12 protein-coding genes are annotated in these 16,630 nt (G+C 41.9%); 2 read left to right on the top strand and 10 right to left on the bottom strand.

Annotated features, from left to right (window positions below; translation table 11 throughout):
- Window positions 1-48 precede the first annotated feature (48 nt).
- From metE to uvrA, 5 genes are all read right to left on the bottom strand, one after another.
- Window positions 49-2,337, bottom strand: a complete 2,289-nt coding sequence (gene metE / locus ACK8P5_RS13990; protein ID WP_422656889.1) for a 5-methyltetrahydropteroyltriglutamate--homocysteine S-methyltransferase — start codon at window positions 2,335-2,337, stop codon at window positions 49-51.
- A gap of 168 nt (window positions 2,338-2,505) precedes the next feature.
- The gene (locus ACK8P5_RS13995) at window positions 2,506-4,302 is read right to left on the bottom strand and encodes an alpha-1,3-galactosidase-related protein (RefSeq protein ID WP_422656890.1); all 1,797 of its coding nucleotides are present in this window, start codon (window positions 4,300-4,302) and stop codon (window positions 2,506-2,508) included.
- A 99-nt stretch (window positions 4,303-4,401) separates the two neighbouring features.
- A complete protein-coding gene (locus ACK8P5_RS14000; RefSeq protein ID WP_422656891.1) occupies window positions 4,402-4,938 on the bottom strand; it encodes a hypothetical protein in 537 nt (178 codons plus the stop codon).
- A 104-nt stretch (window positions 4,939-5,042) separates the two neighbouring features.
- Entirely contained in the window at window positions 5,043-6,569 is a 1,527-nt protein-coding gene (locus ACK8P5_RS14005; RefSeq protein WP_422656892.1) for an MDR family MFS transporter, read from the bottom strand.
- A 33-nt stretch (window positions 6,570-6,602) separates the two neighbouring features.
- Window positions 6,603-9,107 (bottom strand): excinuclease ABC subunit UvrA, encoded by a 2,505-nt coding sequence (uvrA, locus tag ACK8P5_RS14010; RefSeq protein ID WP_422656893.1) that lies wholly within the window; start codon window positions 9,105-9,107, stop codon window positions 6,603-6,605.
- 213 nt (window positions 9,108-9,320) lie between these two features.
- Here uvrA and ACK8P5_RS14015 point away from each other — a divergent pair, with 213 nt between their 5' ends.
- The gene (locus ACK8P5_RS14015; RefSeq protein ID WP_422661479.1) at window positions 9,321-9,758 is read left to right on the top strand and encodes a MarR family winged helix-turn-helix transcriptional regulator; all 438 of its coding nucleotides are present in this window, start codon (window positions 9,321-9,323) and stop codon (window positions 9,756-9,758) included.
- 77 nt (window positions 9,759-9,835) lie between these two features.
- Here ACK8P5_RS14015 and ACK8P5_RS14020 read toward each other — a convergent pair whose 3' ends face one another.
- The gene (locus ACK8P5_RS14020) at window positions 9,836-10,705 is read right to left on the bottom strand and encodes a LysR family transcriptional regulator (RefSeq protein ID WP_422656894.1); all 870 of its coding nucleotides are present in this window, start codon (window positions 10,703-10,705) and stop codon (window positions 9,836-9,838) included.
- 126 nt (window positions 10,706-10,831) lie between these two features.
- On the opposite strand from ACK8P5_RS14020, the gene ACK8P5_RS14025 reads away from it, so the two are divergent.
- Window positions 10,832-11,719 (top strand): DMT family transporter, encoded by an 888-nt coding sequence (locus tag ACK8P5_RS14025; RefSeq protein ID WP_422656895.1) that lies wholly within the window; start codon window positions 10,832-10,834, stop codon window positions 11,717-11,719.
- Between the two features lie 72 nt (window positions 11,720-11,791).
- Here ACK8P5_RS14025 and ACK8P5_RS14030 read toward each other — a convergent pair whose 3' ends face one another.
- The 4 genes from ACK8P5_RS14030 to ACK8P5_RS14045 all read right to left on the bottom strand — a co-directional run bounded on the left by ACK8P5_RS14030 (window position 11,792) and on the right by ACK8P5_RS14045 (window position 16,607).
- On the bottom strand, window positions 11,792-12,301 hold the full coding sequence (locus ACK8P5_RS14030) for a GyrI-like domain-containing protein (protein WP_422656896.1): 510 nt from the start codon (window positions 12,299-12,301) through the stop codon (window positions 11,792-11,794).
- Window positions 12,302-12,396: 95 nt separating this feature from the next.
- Window positions 12,397-13,569, bottom strand: coding sequence for an alanyl-tRNA editing protein (locus tag ACK8P5_RS14035; protein WP_422656897.1), 1,173 nt, complete (start codon window positions 13,567-13,569; stop codon window positions 12,397-12,399).
- A 327-nt stretch (window positions 13,570-13,896) separates the two neighbouring features.
- Window positions 13,897-15,075 (bottom strand): GNAT family N-acetyltransferase, encoded by a 1,179-nt coding sequence (locus tag ACK8P5_RS14040; protein ID WP_422656898.1) that lies wholly within the window; start codon window positions 15,073-15,075, stop codon window positions 13,897-13,899.
- 584 nt (window positions 15,076-15,659) lie between these two features.
- Window positions 15,660-16,607, bottom strand: coding sequence for a carbohydrate ABC transporter permease (locus ACK8P5_RS14045; RefSeq protein WP_422656899.1), 948 nt, complete (start codon window positions 16,605-16,607; stop codon window positions 15,660-15,662).
- Between the last annotated feature and the right edge of the window lie 23 nt (window positions 16,608-16,630).

Raw genomic sequence — 16,630 nt, forward strand, 5'->3', positions numbered from 1 at the left:
GCAGACTACCTTAGTAGCCTGCTCATCTCCAATATATGAGTTATCTATTTATACCTTCAGTCCATGTTTCGACCTAGCAATTTCAGTCGCTTTAACCATATTGCGTAGAGCATCAACCGTTTCTTCGAGTCCACGTGTCTTCAGTCCGCAATCCGGATTAATCCAGAATAGCTTCGGATCAAGTACTCGAAGAGCACGTTCAATCATACTTGTCATTTCTTCTACCCTAGGAACTCGAGGACTATGGATATCGTATACACCGAGTCCAATACCAAGCTTGTAAGTGTTCACTTCGAAGCTATGAATCAACTCGCCATGGCTTCGCGAAGTTTCTATCGATATGACATCAGCATCCATCGCCTCGATGGAGTCAATCATATCATGAAACTCACAGTAACACATATGAGTGTGAATTTGTGTCGTATCTTGTACCGTACAAGTGGTCATACGGAATGCCTTCACAGCCCACGCCAAGTATTCAGCTTGCTCCTCTTCTTTTAATGGCAATCCTTCACGAACTGCAGGTTCATCAACCTGAATCATGCCAATACCAGCACCTTCAAGTGCCTCTACTTCCTGTCTAAGTGCATAGGCTAATTGATAAGCAATTTGCTCGCGTGAAATATCATCACGGACGAAGGACCAGTTCATAATGGTGATTGGACCTGTAAGCATTCCTTTGACCGGATGCTTGGTCTGCGATTGAGCATATTTGGTTTCCTTAACCGTCATCGCTTCATCAAATGCTACATCTCCAAAAATAATTGGTGGTTTCACGCAACGAGAACCGTATGATTGGACCCAGCCGAACTGTGTGAATGCGAAACCTTCAAGCTTCTCACCAAAAAACTCAACCATATCTGTACGCTCGAACTCACCATGAACGAGTACATCGATCCCAATCTCTTCTTGTAGTTTGATCCAAATATCGATCTGTTCATTAATAAATCCTTCATACTGCTCCTGATTCCATTCGCCCTTACGCCAGAGTTGACGTGCCTTACGCACCTCAGCTGATTGTGGGAAGCTACCGATCGTCGTTGTAGGCAGAATCGGTAATTGCCATTTCTTCTGTTGAGCAATGTGCCGCTCAGCGAACGGCTTGCTACGTTTTGGCTCTTGAATACTTATCACAGCAACTGCTTCTTGAACATCATTACGATTGCGAGCTCCTGATTGCTTCAGTGTCTCCAGAGCCTGATCGCACTGTTCTAATTCTGCAGCAATTGAACTTACACCTGTAGAGACTGCTTTTGTCAAAAGGATAATTTCATCGAGCTTCTCATCAGCAAATGCGAGTGCACCCTTCAATTCAGGCAAGAGCTTCGCCTCATTACGAACGGTTACCGGAACATGAAGTAAACTACATGAAGATTGAACAATCAGTCGGTCTGACGTTACGAATCCCGATAGTTGTTCAAGTACCGTTAACTTCTCACGAAGAGATGCTTTCCAAATGCCACGTCCATCGATGATCCCTGCACCCAAAACTTTGTCAGACGGAAAACCTTGTGCTTGGATTGTTGAAATATTACCTGTTAAGCCATGGACGAAATCTAACCCGATCCCCTTTACAGGTAAGTTAATGATCTCACTGTAATTCTCAACCGATTCGAAGTAAGTTTGCAACATAATATTCAGCGAAGGAGCTGCTGCAGCAAACGTATCATATGCTTTCTTGAGTGCAGCGAGATCCTCATCACTTAATTTGGTTACAAGAATAGGCTCATCGATCTGTACCCACTGAACTCCTTCCTGTGCTAGTTCTTGAAGAATCTGTACATAGAGAGGTAATAGACGATCAATCCAAGCCGCTGTCTCAGATGGTTCGTATCCTTTGGACAGTTTCAAAAATGTCAACGGTCCAACAAGAACTGGTTTTCCTTCAATACCTAGTTCTTCCTTCGCTTCTCTGTAAGCTGCAAGGGGTCTATTCTCTGTAAGAACAGGAGTCGCCCCATCTAATTCAGGTACAATATAGTGATAATTGGTGTTGAACCACTTGGTCATCTCACTTGCTGTTGCTTCCTTGGTCCCTCGGGCAATCCCGTAATATATAGACAATGGAACACTCCCACCTTCATAAGCAAAACGCTTTGGGACGATTCCAAACATAGTAGCTGTATCAAGAATATGATCATAATAGCTAAAATCATTAACGGCGATCAGATCAATGCCTTTCTCCTGCTGCTTACGTAAATGATTAAGCCGAATCTCCTTCAGCTTCTCATGTAACACTGATTCTTCAATCTTTCCAGACCAAAATGCTTCAAGCGCCTTCTTCCATTCACGCTCCGCTCCGATACGCGGATATCCCAAAACACTGCTCTTTACCATCCTCGAACACTCCCATACGAATTGTTACAAGAAAGATATCATGAACAGCTTGGTATAGGGTAACTCGAATAAACTATATCTAGTTATAGCCAACAGCTATAACTAACCCAAAACTGCTTCTATATACGAAAAAACAACTCAGATCATTGAGTTGTTTTTCATGAACTATTATTTTCTTCTCCATTTTTCGTCCTTTTGGACTACAACCCATTGCTGTTCAGGTGATATTTCGATGGTATCCATGGATGTCATGTCGAGTTGAATGATACGATTGGCACCATCCCCTTCGAACATATTCCCTCGAATCACAACATCCTGACTTTGAGTCAAACTTATGGCATGATGCTCATTAGCACTTGATATGTTGTTCACCCTAACGATCTTGTTATTTATAAACTGTATCCCTTGAGTATCCTTCACATCAAACAACGTATTGTCTAACATCAGAAACGTATTCCCTTCAATCCTAATATCACGATGAACAGGGCCAGCATACTGCGTATTTTCCGGTGCAATGTAAATAACAGGCCCTCCGTTCTCAATGAACAGATTATTCTTAATACATACATCCGTAACCATCCCAGATTCATACCAGCTTTGGGCATCGTCCGCAATTAGAATTGCACTCATATGCATTTTGTTAAACGTATTGTTCTCAATCCGAACAGTTCCACGTGTAGAAACCAACAACCCCCTGGTTGGGACTGACTCAAAGGTACATCCGGAAATCTTCACATTAGGTGTCCATGTTACATTTTCTACAACATCATGGTTAAGTTTAATCGAGTTAGGAGCTTCTTTATCCATTGTAATAAGAATATCTGTATCGTTGATTCGACTCACGCCTTTAATTGTAGCGCTTTCATAAGGAAGCAAGGTTGAACCTTGGATAAAATCAATTTGATCTTCTACTAAGAAAGCATCAAATCCCCAGCTCTCAGTATGCATAAATCGAACTTTGATCTTATTAGCGGCTGGCTTTTCTATAATTCTAAGATGTGTACCATGAATATTAATCGGGTCGTCATGTGCACCGAAAAAATCAGAATCAATGACATGAATGTCACCTTTGCACCCCGAAAACTGCATAAAGTCAGCCATTGAGGCATTTGTTCGCCCGCTACCTTCTCGGGGGTTGAAATTTAATCTAACAAATTCGAGATTCTCACTATACTGACTAACAATGCCTAGTCCTGGGGCAGCATAAAAATTAATATCTGTCCATCTTACATCCTTACTTCGATATATAAAAGCACCTTGTTCAAAACGTATCGTGTTACGGATCTGATAAACTTGTCCAACTTGAGCACTGTGATCTGGACTTCCTACGAAATTCAAACGTATTGTTCTATTTCCAAGATCCTCTACACTAGAAGCATTCGAAACCGGGTTCCAGCTCCGCCAAGTTCTCTTGTTCGTCGGGTCATATTGTTGTGTCAGGCTTGCAGATGTCTGACTATGACTCCAACCATTCTCACCGATCCAAGTCAATCTTCCTTCGCTTATCGTATACCAAGAATCAGGATGAACCGATGCTTCAATATAATCATCACCAATAGCCGTTACAGTGATCTCCGACATCACGGGACGCTTAAAGTCAATACTGATATTATGTAGGTGCACATTCGACACATGATCGAATGCGATAGGTGTCATCAGGCCGTGAAACATTAGCGTTGAGTCATTTCCTTGAATCGTCATATTGTCCATATCCTTAAACAATAATCCGATTGTTCGAAGTGCTTCTGGCGTATCCGCCTGTGAAGTCGTATTCGAAATATAATAAGGCAATCTTTCGGCGGTTGTAGACTGAAAATCATATACCCCTTTCGGAATATTTAATAGTACAGGCTTTACAGCTTGCTTAGCGTCATCTATAGCTTGCCTAAATGCTTGACTGGCATCCATTCCTGAATTTGCAATTGCTCCATAGTGCGAGATGTCAATAATGGTTCCTCTGCCCATGTTTCATCCTCCTATCGTTACAATACTATTTAAAATAGCATTTATAGGTTTGGAATGGAATGACAAAATAGAATCAAGCTTTTTATGTCAGCAAACAACTTAATCATATCCACCTTCTGCAACAGGAAGAGATCGGTATGCTTCTTTTTGCTCGACAATTTGCATGATGTATTCTCGTAGTGCGAGTAACTGATTCGCATCACTTGTTGTTTCACAGTGTTTATCCGACCAATTGATAATTTTAAGGTTACCTTCAACCGTAATGCGCCACTCGTCTACATTAAAGGGAGTTTTAGTACAATTTTGTTGGGAAGAGATTAAGTCTTGCGTGCCCATCACATTAATTTCTCTCATTTTATTGTAAATTTCACGTTTCTCCTCGGGATCAAGAGTAATGTTTGCCGTTACAGTTCCGTTTACAATTAAATCTTTTGTTACGGTGCCATCGTATGTATTAATTTCATTTTTATTCATTTCACCGTATCCGAAGCTAACACTAAAATTAAAATCCTCCGGCATGGTTTCAGGCATTGTAAGTTCATATTGTTGAACAGAAACTTCCCTTTTTTGTGGATTCAGTTGGCAGCCAGTGATAACAATCAGTATCGTAATAAGCACTACAGATAACTTCTGCAACTCAACCATCTCCTATCGATATATTCAACATACATGTTGATTTTAACATATTTTTCAATTTTTCTCATAAAAAAGTCCCGCTACGAATAGCAGGACTTCAAAGATTAGTGCGAAACTGTATATTCTTCCAGTTCAGAGGCTGGATCAAATTTTTCTTTGCTCATAGCAAATGCAGCCAGCAAAGCAATAACTGCCGGAATAATCGCCCAAGCGAAAGTTTGAACAAGTGATGAGGACAATCCTTCTGTGATTTTATCTAGAATTGGCGTAGGAATTTGCCCCCTACTATCTGGAGTCAATATTTTACTTGGATCGCTTAGATCCACCCCATCCGGCACTGGACCGCCACTGCTAAACATAGACGATAATTTATTCGTAAACAGATGACTTTGAATAATACCGAATACGGTAATTCCAAGCGTCATACCAAGCTCACGCGTAAAACTAAGTGTTGAACTTGCTGATCCGCGCTGTTTTGCCGAGAATCCATGAATTGCAGCGTTACTGAGTACTGAGAAAGAGGACCCAATTCCAAGACCGACTAGAATCATAAAGATTGTTACCATAAAACGTGAGGAATCCGTCGTTAACGTACTGAGTAGTGCCATACCGAGAACCAACAATACCAATGTCGATATCATGATGGAACGATAATTAAATTTATTAAGTAGGAACCCCCCACCCGCTGCCGTAACCACGGATCCGAGCATCATCGGAAGGAGAACAAGCCCCGAACTTGTAGCTGAGCCTCCAAATACACCTTGTATATAGATTGGAATATAGACAGATGCTGTAATAAAAGCCGCACCGCTAAAAATGGCCATTACATTACTAGAGGAGTAGAGGCGATTTTTGAACATGCCGAAGGTAATAATAGGTTCTTCCACACGGCGCTCAATGAACACAAAAGCAACGATGAACACTACAAAAGCTGAGAACAATCCAATAATCATACTGGAATTCCAAGCATATTCTTTACCGCCAAGTTCAATCGCAAACATCAAACAAAGGATCGAAGCCACTAGTGTAAATGCACCCAAATAGTCGATTTTTTCCTTGGAGTGCTCTACAGACTCTTTGTAAAAGAAAGCAATCATAACGAATGCAATAAGACCTACCGGCAAATTGATATAGAATATCCACTTCCAATGGATATAATCCGTTATATACGCTCCAATAAGAGGGCCAAAAATACTAGATATTCCATATGCAGCACCAAATAATCCGCCGATCTTCCCCCGTTTCTCAGGAGCTACTACATCGAACATGATGGTAAAGGCTATTGGAACAAGTGCCCCTCCACCAATACCTTGAATTGCACGATAAATACTCAACTGTACAATGGACTCTGCTGTTCCACATAGCGCAGAACCGATCATAAATACGATGATCCCGAATATAAAGAAGCGTTTACGACCATACATATCGGATAATTTACCGAAAATCGGCATACCAGCCATTTCTGCTACCATATATGCAGACGTTACCCACATAAGTTTATCGAAACCGCCCAAGTCTCCAACAATCGTACCAATCGCTGTTGCTGTAATGGTGTTATCCATCGAAGCCATTAACGTAGCTAGCAGCAGCGCAGCAATTATAATACCTATTTTATTTTCCTTTACCTTCACTTAGTTGTTTCCCCCACATCAATCAATTGATTTCTACAGCCCTTCTGCTAAAATCCTTCTCAAAAACTTGCCTGTATAGGAAGCTGACACTTGTGCTACATCTTCTGGTGTGCCCACAGCTACAAGATTACCTCCTGCTGCTCCGCCTTCAGGACCGATATCAATGACCCAATCAGATTCTCGAATCAGTTCTAGACTATGCTCGACAACCATAACGGTATTTCCCGAATCGACCAGCTTATTGAGTAAAATATGAAGTTGCTTGATATCAGATGGATGCAGTCCCGTTGTAGGCTCATCTAATAGATAAAGTGTATGGTTTTTGGATGGTTTACTCAGCTCTTTAGCGAGGCGAATACGCTGTCCTTCCCCACCAGATAAGGTTTTGACCGATTGACCCCACTGAAGATAACCAAGCCCAACCTCACACAACATCTCGATAATACCTGCGATTTTGGACTCTGACTTGAGGACATCAAAACTTTCCTGCACCGACATATTCAGCAGATCTGAAATGGAATATCCTTGGAACTTCACTTGCAAGACCTCATCCGTAAACCTTCTGCCTCTGCAATCGTGACACTTCACCTCCAGATCAGGCATGAAGTTCATATCGACAGATAATACGCCGAGTCCTTGACATGTTTCACAGCGGCCACCTGGTGTGTTGAATGAGAAATATTTAGCTGTAAGCTTTCTTTTCTTAGCTTCAGGTAATCCAGCAAATAGTTGTCTCAGATGTGTAAATACATCTGTATATGTCGCGACATTAGAGCGCTGAATTCTTCCCATTGGCGATTGATCGAAGATCACAATATTTCCTACTTGATCTAAACCCGTAATCTCCTTACAACCCAGCTGCTCTTGTCCATGCGAGATCCCTTTGGCTAGAACATCGAATACTAACGTAGATTTTCCTGAACCTGAAACTCCTGTTACGGATACGAGACAGCCTAACGGAATTGATAGTGTATGAATATTAACATTCCGAATATGTGCTTCGTGAATCGTAATAAACTGCCCGTTGCCTTTTCTTCGAATGCGGGCGGGAACTGACATATTCTCTTCTCTCAGATATGCACCTGTTATGGAAAGCTCACTCCCCATCAGATCTTCTAAGCTTCCTTCACCCACAACAGTTCCACCATTCACACCAGCACCTGGTCCCATGTCGATCACATGATCGGCAGCCCGCATCATCTCTATATCATGCTCGATGACAAGCACCGTATTTCCCAAATCACGTAATTCCTGAAGTACTCGTATGAGGCCAACCGTATCCCGCGGATGTAGACCCGTTGTAGGTTCATCAAGAATATAAAGAACACCCGTCAAACCTGAACCAAGCAGTGATGCAAGACGTAAGCGCTGTGCTTCTCCGCCAGATAGTGTTACTGTCTGCCTATTCATAGACAGATAACCAAGTCCCACATCAATAATCCGTTTTAGACGTTCAGGCATGTCATCAAGAATCGGTCGAAGTAAATGTAACCCTTCTGGCGGTAACATGGACTCTAAGTTTTGGGTCCATTGGTATACTTCTCTAAGTGACCAGTCACAGACTTCAATGATAGATGCACCAGCTACCTGTACAAGTCGCACCTCATTCTTCAAGCGTGTTCCGAGACACTCCGGACATAACTGTTCACGGAAGAAGCCCCCGTCCTTCTCTTGAGTTAAACTCTCGCCTTCCTTTTCTTTGTAGCGCCGCCACAAACCAGGAATAACCCCTTCAAACTTCGTTCCTGAAATAGGTTTGATATCAGGATAATGGCTCTTGAATACTTCACTCTCCACACCGTAGTACAACAAATCACGCTGCGCCTGGCCGTAATCTTTCAAGGGCTGATCTGGATCGAATTCGAAACCAAAATGCTTTCCAGCCGCTACTAGAATACGAATTTGGATATCACGATGGACCCCATTCAGGGAAGCAACTCCCCCTTCCTTCAAGCTCAGCTCATGATTGAAGACCGCATCTTCATTAATTGTTGCCACATGACCTAGACCACTGCAAGATTCACAAGCTCCTTCCGGTTTATTGAAAGAAAAATGTGACATCCCTAATTGCTCTAGTTCTGCCCCACAATGCGGACAGCCTATTGTCTGAAACTCGAATTCTTCATCGTCGTCAATTAATGCACTCGCTGGTTCATATGTTGGTTGAATATTCTCCTGACAGTATGGACAAGTCCGCTCCCCCAGTCTCGAATAAATAAACCGAACAAAAGTATAAATATCTGTCACTGTCCCGACGGTAGACCGCGGATTACGATTAGTGACATGCTGCCCAACACTGATTGAAGGAGATAGTCCTTGAATGGAATCAACCTTCGGTTTTCCAATGGTATCGGATGACATTCTCATGGAATCCATATACTGTCTCTGACATTCCCGCTGAAGTGTGTCCATAGCCAGCGTCGATTTACCCGATCCAGATGGGCCTGTTAGAACAACAAGCTTATACTTAGGAATCGAGAGGGAGACATTTTTCAAATTGTTCTCACGTGCACCCTTAATAACAATGCTCTCATTCACGAACCATATCCTCCTCACCTAAAACTCCAGCTAATTCTTGTCTTTACGTCTTGGTTTCGATACAATAAATCAGATGATCATTTGATAACAAAGTATCTTTTTCTTCAAATATCTCGATTATCAAGATATTAAACATCTTAGAAGGAGGTTACCCTTTTGTCAAGCAATGAAAAAAATCACACTACAGACCAGCAAGAACAATTTGTTTCACTAATGCGTGGCTTAGGAACTCGAATTATCTTACATCAGCAAAATGTAGCTGCCTCTCTCGGGTTATACAATAATGACTTGATCTCGGTAGATATTCTACGCGAGACTGGTCCAATTACTGCCGGAGAACTTTCTAAACATACCGGACTTGCTACAGGTAGCATTACTGCATTAGTTGATCGACTAGAGAAAAATGGTTATGTTCGTAGAGAGAACGATCCGAGTGACCGCCGCAGGGTTATTATCGTTCCTCAATATGAAGAAAAAGAAGAAATCATAAATACGTACGTACCGCTTCATAATGCAATGGTAAATCTGATTTCCTCATATTCGCCTGAAGAACTCGATCTTATAACACAATTTTTGGAGAAAGCTGGTACAGTTCTGGAAGACCAGATTCAACATTTAAGTTCTATGGCACAGAGCAAGCCCTCCACCTGAATATTAGAAAAAACGGACGGCATTTGTTGAGTCAATGACTCGACAGACGCCGTCCGTTTGCATATATTTATCGAATTTTACAACTTCGGATAATTCTTAACATAATTCAAAAATCGTTTGGTGGCTGGCGACATCTGGCGCATAGAATTCACCGCAATCCCAAGTGAACGCAGACAAGGCTCTTTTAAGGGTAACAATTGAATTGTTCGCTTCTGACCTCGAAGCACCAGTTCTGGAAGAATACTAATCCCTAGTCCTTTCTCTACCATAGCCATAATGGCATAGTCATCACCCACCGTATACTTAATATCCGGTTTAATCGTCATATTCTTCAAGATTCGGTTCACATCATCATCTGAGCCTTTACTCGGCATAATAAAAGGTTCATTCGCAATCTGAGATAAGTCGATAACCGTTTGAGAGCTAAGCTTATGATCTAATGGTAATAGAACTAACATGGGGTCCTGATGAAGAGGAATAACATCGAATGATTCCCAAGTCGGAAGTGATAGAAAGCCACAATCGATTTTCCCTTCGGCAATCCATTGCTCAATCTCCCTATAGTCTCCCTCAGCTAATCGAATTTCGATCTGGGGGAAATCCTTTTGAAAATCTTGAATGATTCCTGGTAACCAGTGAACACCAACACTTGTAAAAGTTCCAATATGTACGGTTCCCAGCTCAATTCCATGAATAGAAGCGACCTGCTGTTCCAAATGCTCGTTCCACTTCAAGATCTCACGAATCGTCTTAAGCACTTCTTCCCCATTGGTCGTTAGCTGAACTCCGGAACGGCTTCGAGTGAGCAATAGAAATCCGAATTCTTCTTCAAGACTATTCATGATATGGCTAACACCAGACTGTGTAAATCCCATGACTTCAGCAGCCTTGGTTAAACTTCGAAGCTCTACAACCTTCATGAACACTTTGTATTTATTAATACTCAAACTGTGATCCTCCCTCACAATGTTTACATTAGTTTTTCTCATGTATATTATTACAAACATTCGTTTTACTTGTATATTGTACGTGAGTATACTGATCTAGTTCAATTATCTGAAGGAGGATTTTCATTGAAACCGCTCAAGGCCGATCTACTTATTTTTTTCGTCACTATATGTTGGGGCTCATCATATCTATTCATGAAAATGGGACTTGGAACACTTGGTGAATTTAATTTAGTTGCCCTACGCTTTGGATTGGCTTTTATCGTTGCAGCAGCATTATTTCACCGTCGTTTACGGCACTTAAATAGAAAGACATTCTATTATGCTATGTTACTAGGCCTTCTCTTGTTTCTTGTATTCACCGCGATTACGTTCGGTCTGAAGACCACATCCACTTCCAATGCAGGCTTTTTGGTTAGCCTAACTGTTGTATTTGTTCCACTGATCAGTAGCTTTATTTATAAGAAGAAAATAGAAAACAAAATCTTTATCAGCATCCTGCTCGCCTTAGTCGGCATTGCCTTTCTAACCATTAAGCTTCCATTCACGTTCGCGATTGGAGATTTTCTATGCATGGCTGCGGCCTGCTTTTACGCTATACATATTCTTGTTGTAGGTTCAGCAGCTCAGAAGGTTGATACGCTAAACCTTGGTATTTTGCAATTGGGATTCGCTGGGGTGTATGGTCTGATCTTCTCTATCATCTTCGAAACGCCTGTTTTCCCAAGTACGACAGACGGGTGGGTAGCGATCCTTGCTCTAAGCTTGGTATGCAGCGCGTTAGGTTTCATCATACAAGTCGTTGCTCAGAAATACACTTCACCAACGAAGACCGGGCTGATCTTCTCTATGGAACCGGTATTTGCCGCCATGTTTGGCTATTGGTTTGCTGATGAAATTATGGATTCTAATGCTCTTATAGGTGCAGCGCTAGTGCTCCTAAGTATTGTTGTCGCTACTGTTAATGTAAATATATCTAGACGATCAAGGGTTAAGACTACTCCTACTAGTTAGAACTGATTCTTCTTTGGCACAGCAAAGAACCCCAGCCGTGATTAAGCGGTCAGGGGTTCTTCTTCGTCTGCATTACTTAACATATACGCCATAATCCAAAATAACATTTCCTTTTTCATCAGGGGAAGAGAAACGGACTTGATCGTAACGCTCGAAACACCAGGTGTTATCTTGTAGTTGCCATCCCTCTTCGGCGATCTTCGCCATGCACATATTGTGAGGCAGGGTACCGTACAGCTCACCATTATCGTCTCTACCATAGATCCAACAGGTAGCAACTTCACCTGCAGCGATGTCAGCATAGCTGTAGCCTTCAGGCACTTCCGTATTTTCAGTAAACAACATACCGATCCAATATTCAAGTTGGTTCCCGCTCATTCTCATCATCCCGTACGCTGCACCGTAAGACTCAGGCAACACACTCAGACCGCCAATTTCTTCAAACCAACCATTATGGATCCACTCATCCCACTTGTCCGCAAAACTCCCAACAGCATTTCGATCTTTATCGGAATACATCTTACCAATCAATCGTAGTTTAGGAAGATGCTCTCGATATACTTTGATCACTTCTGCAGCCATTATCCCTTACACCTCCAGAATATCACTAATATTACCCGTAATAATTCGCTGATAATCTTTTGGACTCCTGCTTCATTTAGATATTGTTTATTTGATTACGCTTGGAGATGAGTAACTGCAAATTCATAGAAAGCATGCGCTTCTTCCCAAGAAGGGAATGCCGCCTGAGCCATCTTTTCACTGCCGCCACCTTTTCCGCTGTACGGAGTCAAATGAGATTTGAAAAATGCACCGCAAGACTGGCTTGAACTGTTGTTATGCGCTAATACAACCTTGTTCTCAAGTGAAGACGCCAGTAGCACATACGATTCGCTTTTTGAGGTAATCATACTTGCCAAAGACTGAAGTTCTTTAAGTGATTTGTCGTCAAAAATATATGTAACTACACCATGATCACTTCCATCTAACAATTGCTCAGCAATAAACTCATTGTTCTTTTCCTTCAGAATAGCAACTTCAGCTTGAAGCTCTTTTTGCTCCTGTTCCCATTTCACAATCCGTTCCATAATCTCGTCTTTACCAGTTTTGAACTTAGTTGTTAGAGCTCCCAAAATCTGCTGGCTATCATTAAACTCCGCTAACGCACGGAATCCACATTTAAAATAAATACGAATGTTTCCTTTTTGCTTCTCTGTTTTGAGAAGTTTAATCATTCCGATCTCACCCGTTGCAGATACATGTGTTCCCCCGCAGGCGTTATACTCCACTTCTTTAATTTCAACTATGCGAATATGATCCGTCACTTTAGGCTGTTTCACAAGGTTTAAAGACTTCATCTCTTCTTCACTAACCCAATAGCTAAGAATAGGATGATTCTGATAGATACGAAGATTCACTTCACGTTCAATCGCATCTAATTCAATCGCACTTAGCTCTTTAGCTTCAACATCAATCGTGCAGTAGTCAGTTCCTAAATGAAAGCTTAGCGTCGTCGCTTGGTATAAATCCAAACAAACCGCTGACAACAAATGCTGTCCGCTGTGCTGCTGCATATGATCAAATCTTCGATTCCAGTCAATCTCACAGGTTACTTCTTTCGCTTCTGGAATCGATTCTATCTTATGTAATATCAGATCGTCTTCCTTGATGACATCAAGAACGGGGACTCCTTCAATATAACCTAGATCACACGGTTGTCCCCCTCCATGCGGATAAAAAGCCGTCTCTTCTAGAATGACATAATGCCCGTCGGGCTTCTCTAGGGTCTTACTAACAGTGGTCTTCCATTGCTTTAGATATGCAGAATCGTAATATAATTTTTGTGTCATCTCTATAATCCTCTCCATTAAGTACATTATGTTTATATTATAGTTGTTTGAATGTCCAGTCAAAATCCGAGATCATCACTTTGAGTTCCTTTTAAACTGATTTTGTGGTTAGGTAAAGTGTGGATTTTGCATAATTTCGTATGAACTAAAGAGAGTATGAATGATTCCGGTTATTATTGTGAATTTTTCATATGTTGTAATTTTCACTTTATACTGTGTATTCTTGAGTTTATTTTACAATTGAGCATGAAAAAAGAAGGAGATTTAACTCCTTCTTCGTTATCGTTGAGATTCCAGTTATGATTTGTCCGCAACTTACAGTACTTTTTAAAAGTGATCTAAAAGAAGCGTTTGTTCATTCGGAATCACCGATTCAAACTGTGTCACTTTCAATGGATCACCATGAAGGCGTCTCATCTTATTCATCTCACAAGGGCGTTTAAAGCCCAAGAACAGAGCAGATAGGGTCTGGATATCCGTCGACAAATCTGTCAGAATATCTTCTTGGTCCCCAAGATAGGTAACCTCGGCTTTACCATCCTCTTTGATGCATAGCTTCCAACAACCTGAATTCCAGTCTGCTGTAGCATCCGACACTCGAATGGTGAATTGAACTTCATTCTCTCGATTCCCCTCAAACGAATACTGCTCTATGAAGGACTTTAAATCTACAATGCGCGCCATAAAATAAGGAACTATTTCTTGAGCAATGCGGGGATCGGGTAACATGTATGGCAATTGATCGTCACTTGGAACCATAGACAACTTCACTTTATCGATACGAGAATCATGATTCGAGAAAAAGGTCCACAGTGCACTGCGAGCATCTTCATTCAAATAGACAAATTCATTACAAGTAAGCTCTTTACCATGTATCTCATACAACACATACCCCTGCGGCTCCTGACTAGCCGAATAATAAACGGCGCGGAACTTCTCTTCCCTTAACACGGATTCTCTCCACCATGCATCATCACGCGCGAGAGTTCCGTTATATCTCTTAACAAATGATTGATAGAGTGAATTAAATACCGAAATATCCGATACGTCTCTCACTATAGTTCCTGGTACGACTATTTTGGGTGGAAACTGCTCCACCGGGATCGTGTATCTCTTAAACTCCGTAAATAGCTCCCAACCAAATTTGCGATAAAAAGGAAATGAGAAAGGATGTAACATAGAAACGGTCTGACCTTGGTTCTTCATAAGCTTGAGGGTGTGCTTCAGTAGCGAAGCCACATGACCTTTACGCCGATTCTCTGGCCAAGTAGCAACACCTGCAATCCCTCCCATATCAATCATTCTGCCTTGCAGATAAATCTGGAACGGAATTAAAGTCAATTTAGCTTGTAATGCTTCTCCTTCAAAGATTCCCCAGTATTGTTCTGGTTTAAAAAGCTTCTTCCCTCTCTCCATATCTTCTGGCGTGAATGAGAAATGAAAAGCATACTCTGATAATTTCATACTTGCTTCATATTCATTGGGATGTAACTGTCTAAGCTCCATGGACTCACCTCTCTAATCAGATTGTTAAACATATGTAGATGCTACTACAGAATATAATATATCACCTTCGAATCCATAATATTGTTTTAAGATGTAAATCAATCCTTCAGACATCCATCTCGTAAACATTAATGGTAAGCTTGATCAAATGCCTGCATGAAGTGGTGCACTGAAAACGTGACTCTATGTTATTAAATAAGCTCTTCTTTCGTTCACTCTGTTAAATATCATCGATCCATTCCACGGTTGTTGTTCTCATAGCATTAAAACGGCGCAACGAATAATCAATTGAGTAACAGCAGCAATGCGCCATCCCTAATTACTAGCCTCCTCAAATATGTGTTGGTCTCTCCTGATAGCGCGGATTCCAGGTTCTGCTGGTTGTGTGATATTTCTGCAAGGAAGCGTGCAATACGTTTTAAACTTCCGTCCTTTTTCTGCCATGAAAAATGCACCCCCAAATGTCCATTAGTTTACCCGAGGGTTTTCTAATGTCCATTTTAAGGGGTGCACTTCAGCAAGATCGGGGTGGTTTCTCTTAGTGCTTCAATACAATACAGTATGATCCATCATTGAGATCGCCGTTACCCAACAATCCCCGTACGTTCCACACTCTCAACGAAATAGCGCTGTAGGATAACAAAGAGTACGATAATCGGCGCGATGAACAGCAGTTCGCCCGTGTTTTTAATCATGTATGCATATAATCCGTCTTCGAACTGTGTCGCCGTCCACATTGTTGGCAGCATCGTCGACAAGACTTTGATCCGCGTCAATAGCAAGGACACGTAGTAATTGTCGTTCCACATCCACACGAAGGAAAACAACGAGACGGTGACGATCGCCGTTATCGCGTTCGGCAGCATCACGCGATAGAAGGTCTGGAGAATACCGCAGCCATCCATATAAGCAGCTTCTTCCAGTTCCTTCGGAATGCCGCGGAAGAACTGCCGGAAGATGAAGATGAACAACCCGCTCTTAATCCCCATCCCCAACGCCGATTGCAGGATGAATGGCCAGTAGCTATCCAGCAAGTTAACGCCGTTACCGCCGGTGAATAAGCTAATGAGACCCGCTAGATCGAAGAAGCGATAGTTCAAGTACGTCGGAATCATCAAGGTCTGAGAAGGCACGATAATTGTGAAGACGGCCAGTGCAAACAGAATCCCGCTTCCCTTGAATTTCAGCCTCGCAAACCCAAATGCAGCAAGCGAGCATGAAATGACCTGCAAGACGGTCGTCATCACCGAGATTAAGAGCGAATTGAAGAACGTATCCGCATAGTGCAGCGTATTTGCCGCAAATTTGAAATTTTCGAGTGTAAAATGCTTAGGCAGCCAGAGGACGGTCGGATCCAACATATCCACCCGATCCTTGAAGGCGATCGATATTTTGAAGAACAACGGGTAGATAATAACGAAGCATAGCCCGATGATGAGTATCGCCCGAACAAGGATCCACGCCCAGTTCTGCATTATAAGGAGCGGCTGTTTCTCACGGGCTAACCGGACAAAGGCTGCTCTCTTGTTCATAACCACTTGTTTCAGAACAATCC

Origin of the sequence: Paenibacillus sp. EC2-1 (assembly GCF_049311625.1) — a bacterium.
Classification (GTDB): domain Bacteria; phylum Bacillota; class Bacilli; order Paenibacillales; family Paenibacillaceae; genus Paenibacillus_AQ.

Bases quoted from the DNA above. Each gene is read 5' to 3' on its own strand.
- metE (WP_422656889.1), bottom strand. From the start codon at position 2,337: ATGGTAAAGAGCAGTGTTTTGGGATATCCGCGTATCGGAGCGGAGCGT.
- ACK8P5_RS13995 (WP_422656890.1), bottom strand. From the start codon at position 4,302: ATGGGCAGAGGAACCATTATTGACATCTCGCACTATGGAGCAATTGCA.
- ACK8P5_RS14015 (WP_422661479.1), top strand. From the start codon at position 9,321: ATGCGTGGCTTAGGAACTCGAATTATCTTACATCAGCAAAATGTAGCT.
- ACK8P5_RS14030 (WP_422656896.1), bottom strand. From the start codon at position 12,301: ATGGCTGCAGAAGTGATCAAAGTATATCGAGAGCATCTTCCTAAACTA.
- ACK8P5_RS14035 (WP_422656897.1), bottom strand. From the start codon at position 13,569: ATGACACAAAAATTATATTACGATTCTGCATATCTAAAGCAATGGAAG.
- ACK8P5_RS14040 (WP_422656898.1), bottom strand. From the start codon at position 15,075: ATGGAGCTTAGACAGTTACATCCCAATGAATATGAAGCAAGTATGAAA.
- ACK8P5_RS14045 (WP_422656899.1), bottom strand. From the start codon at position 16,607: ATGAACAAGAGAGCAGCCTTTGTCCGGTTAGCCCGTGAGAAACAGCCG.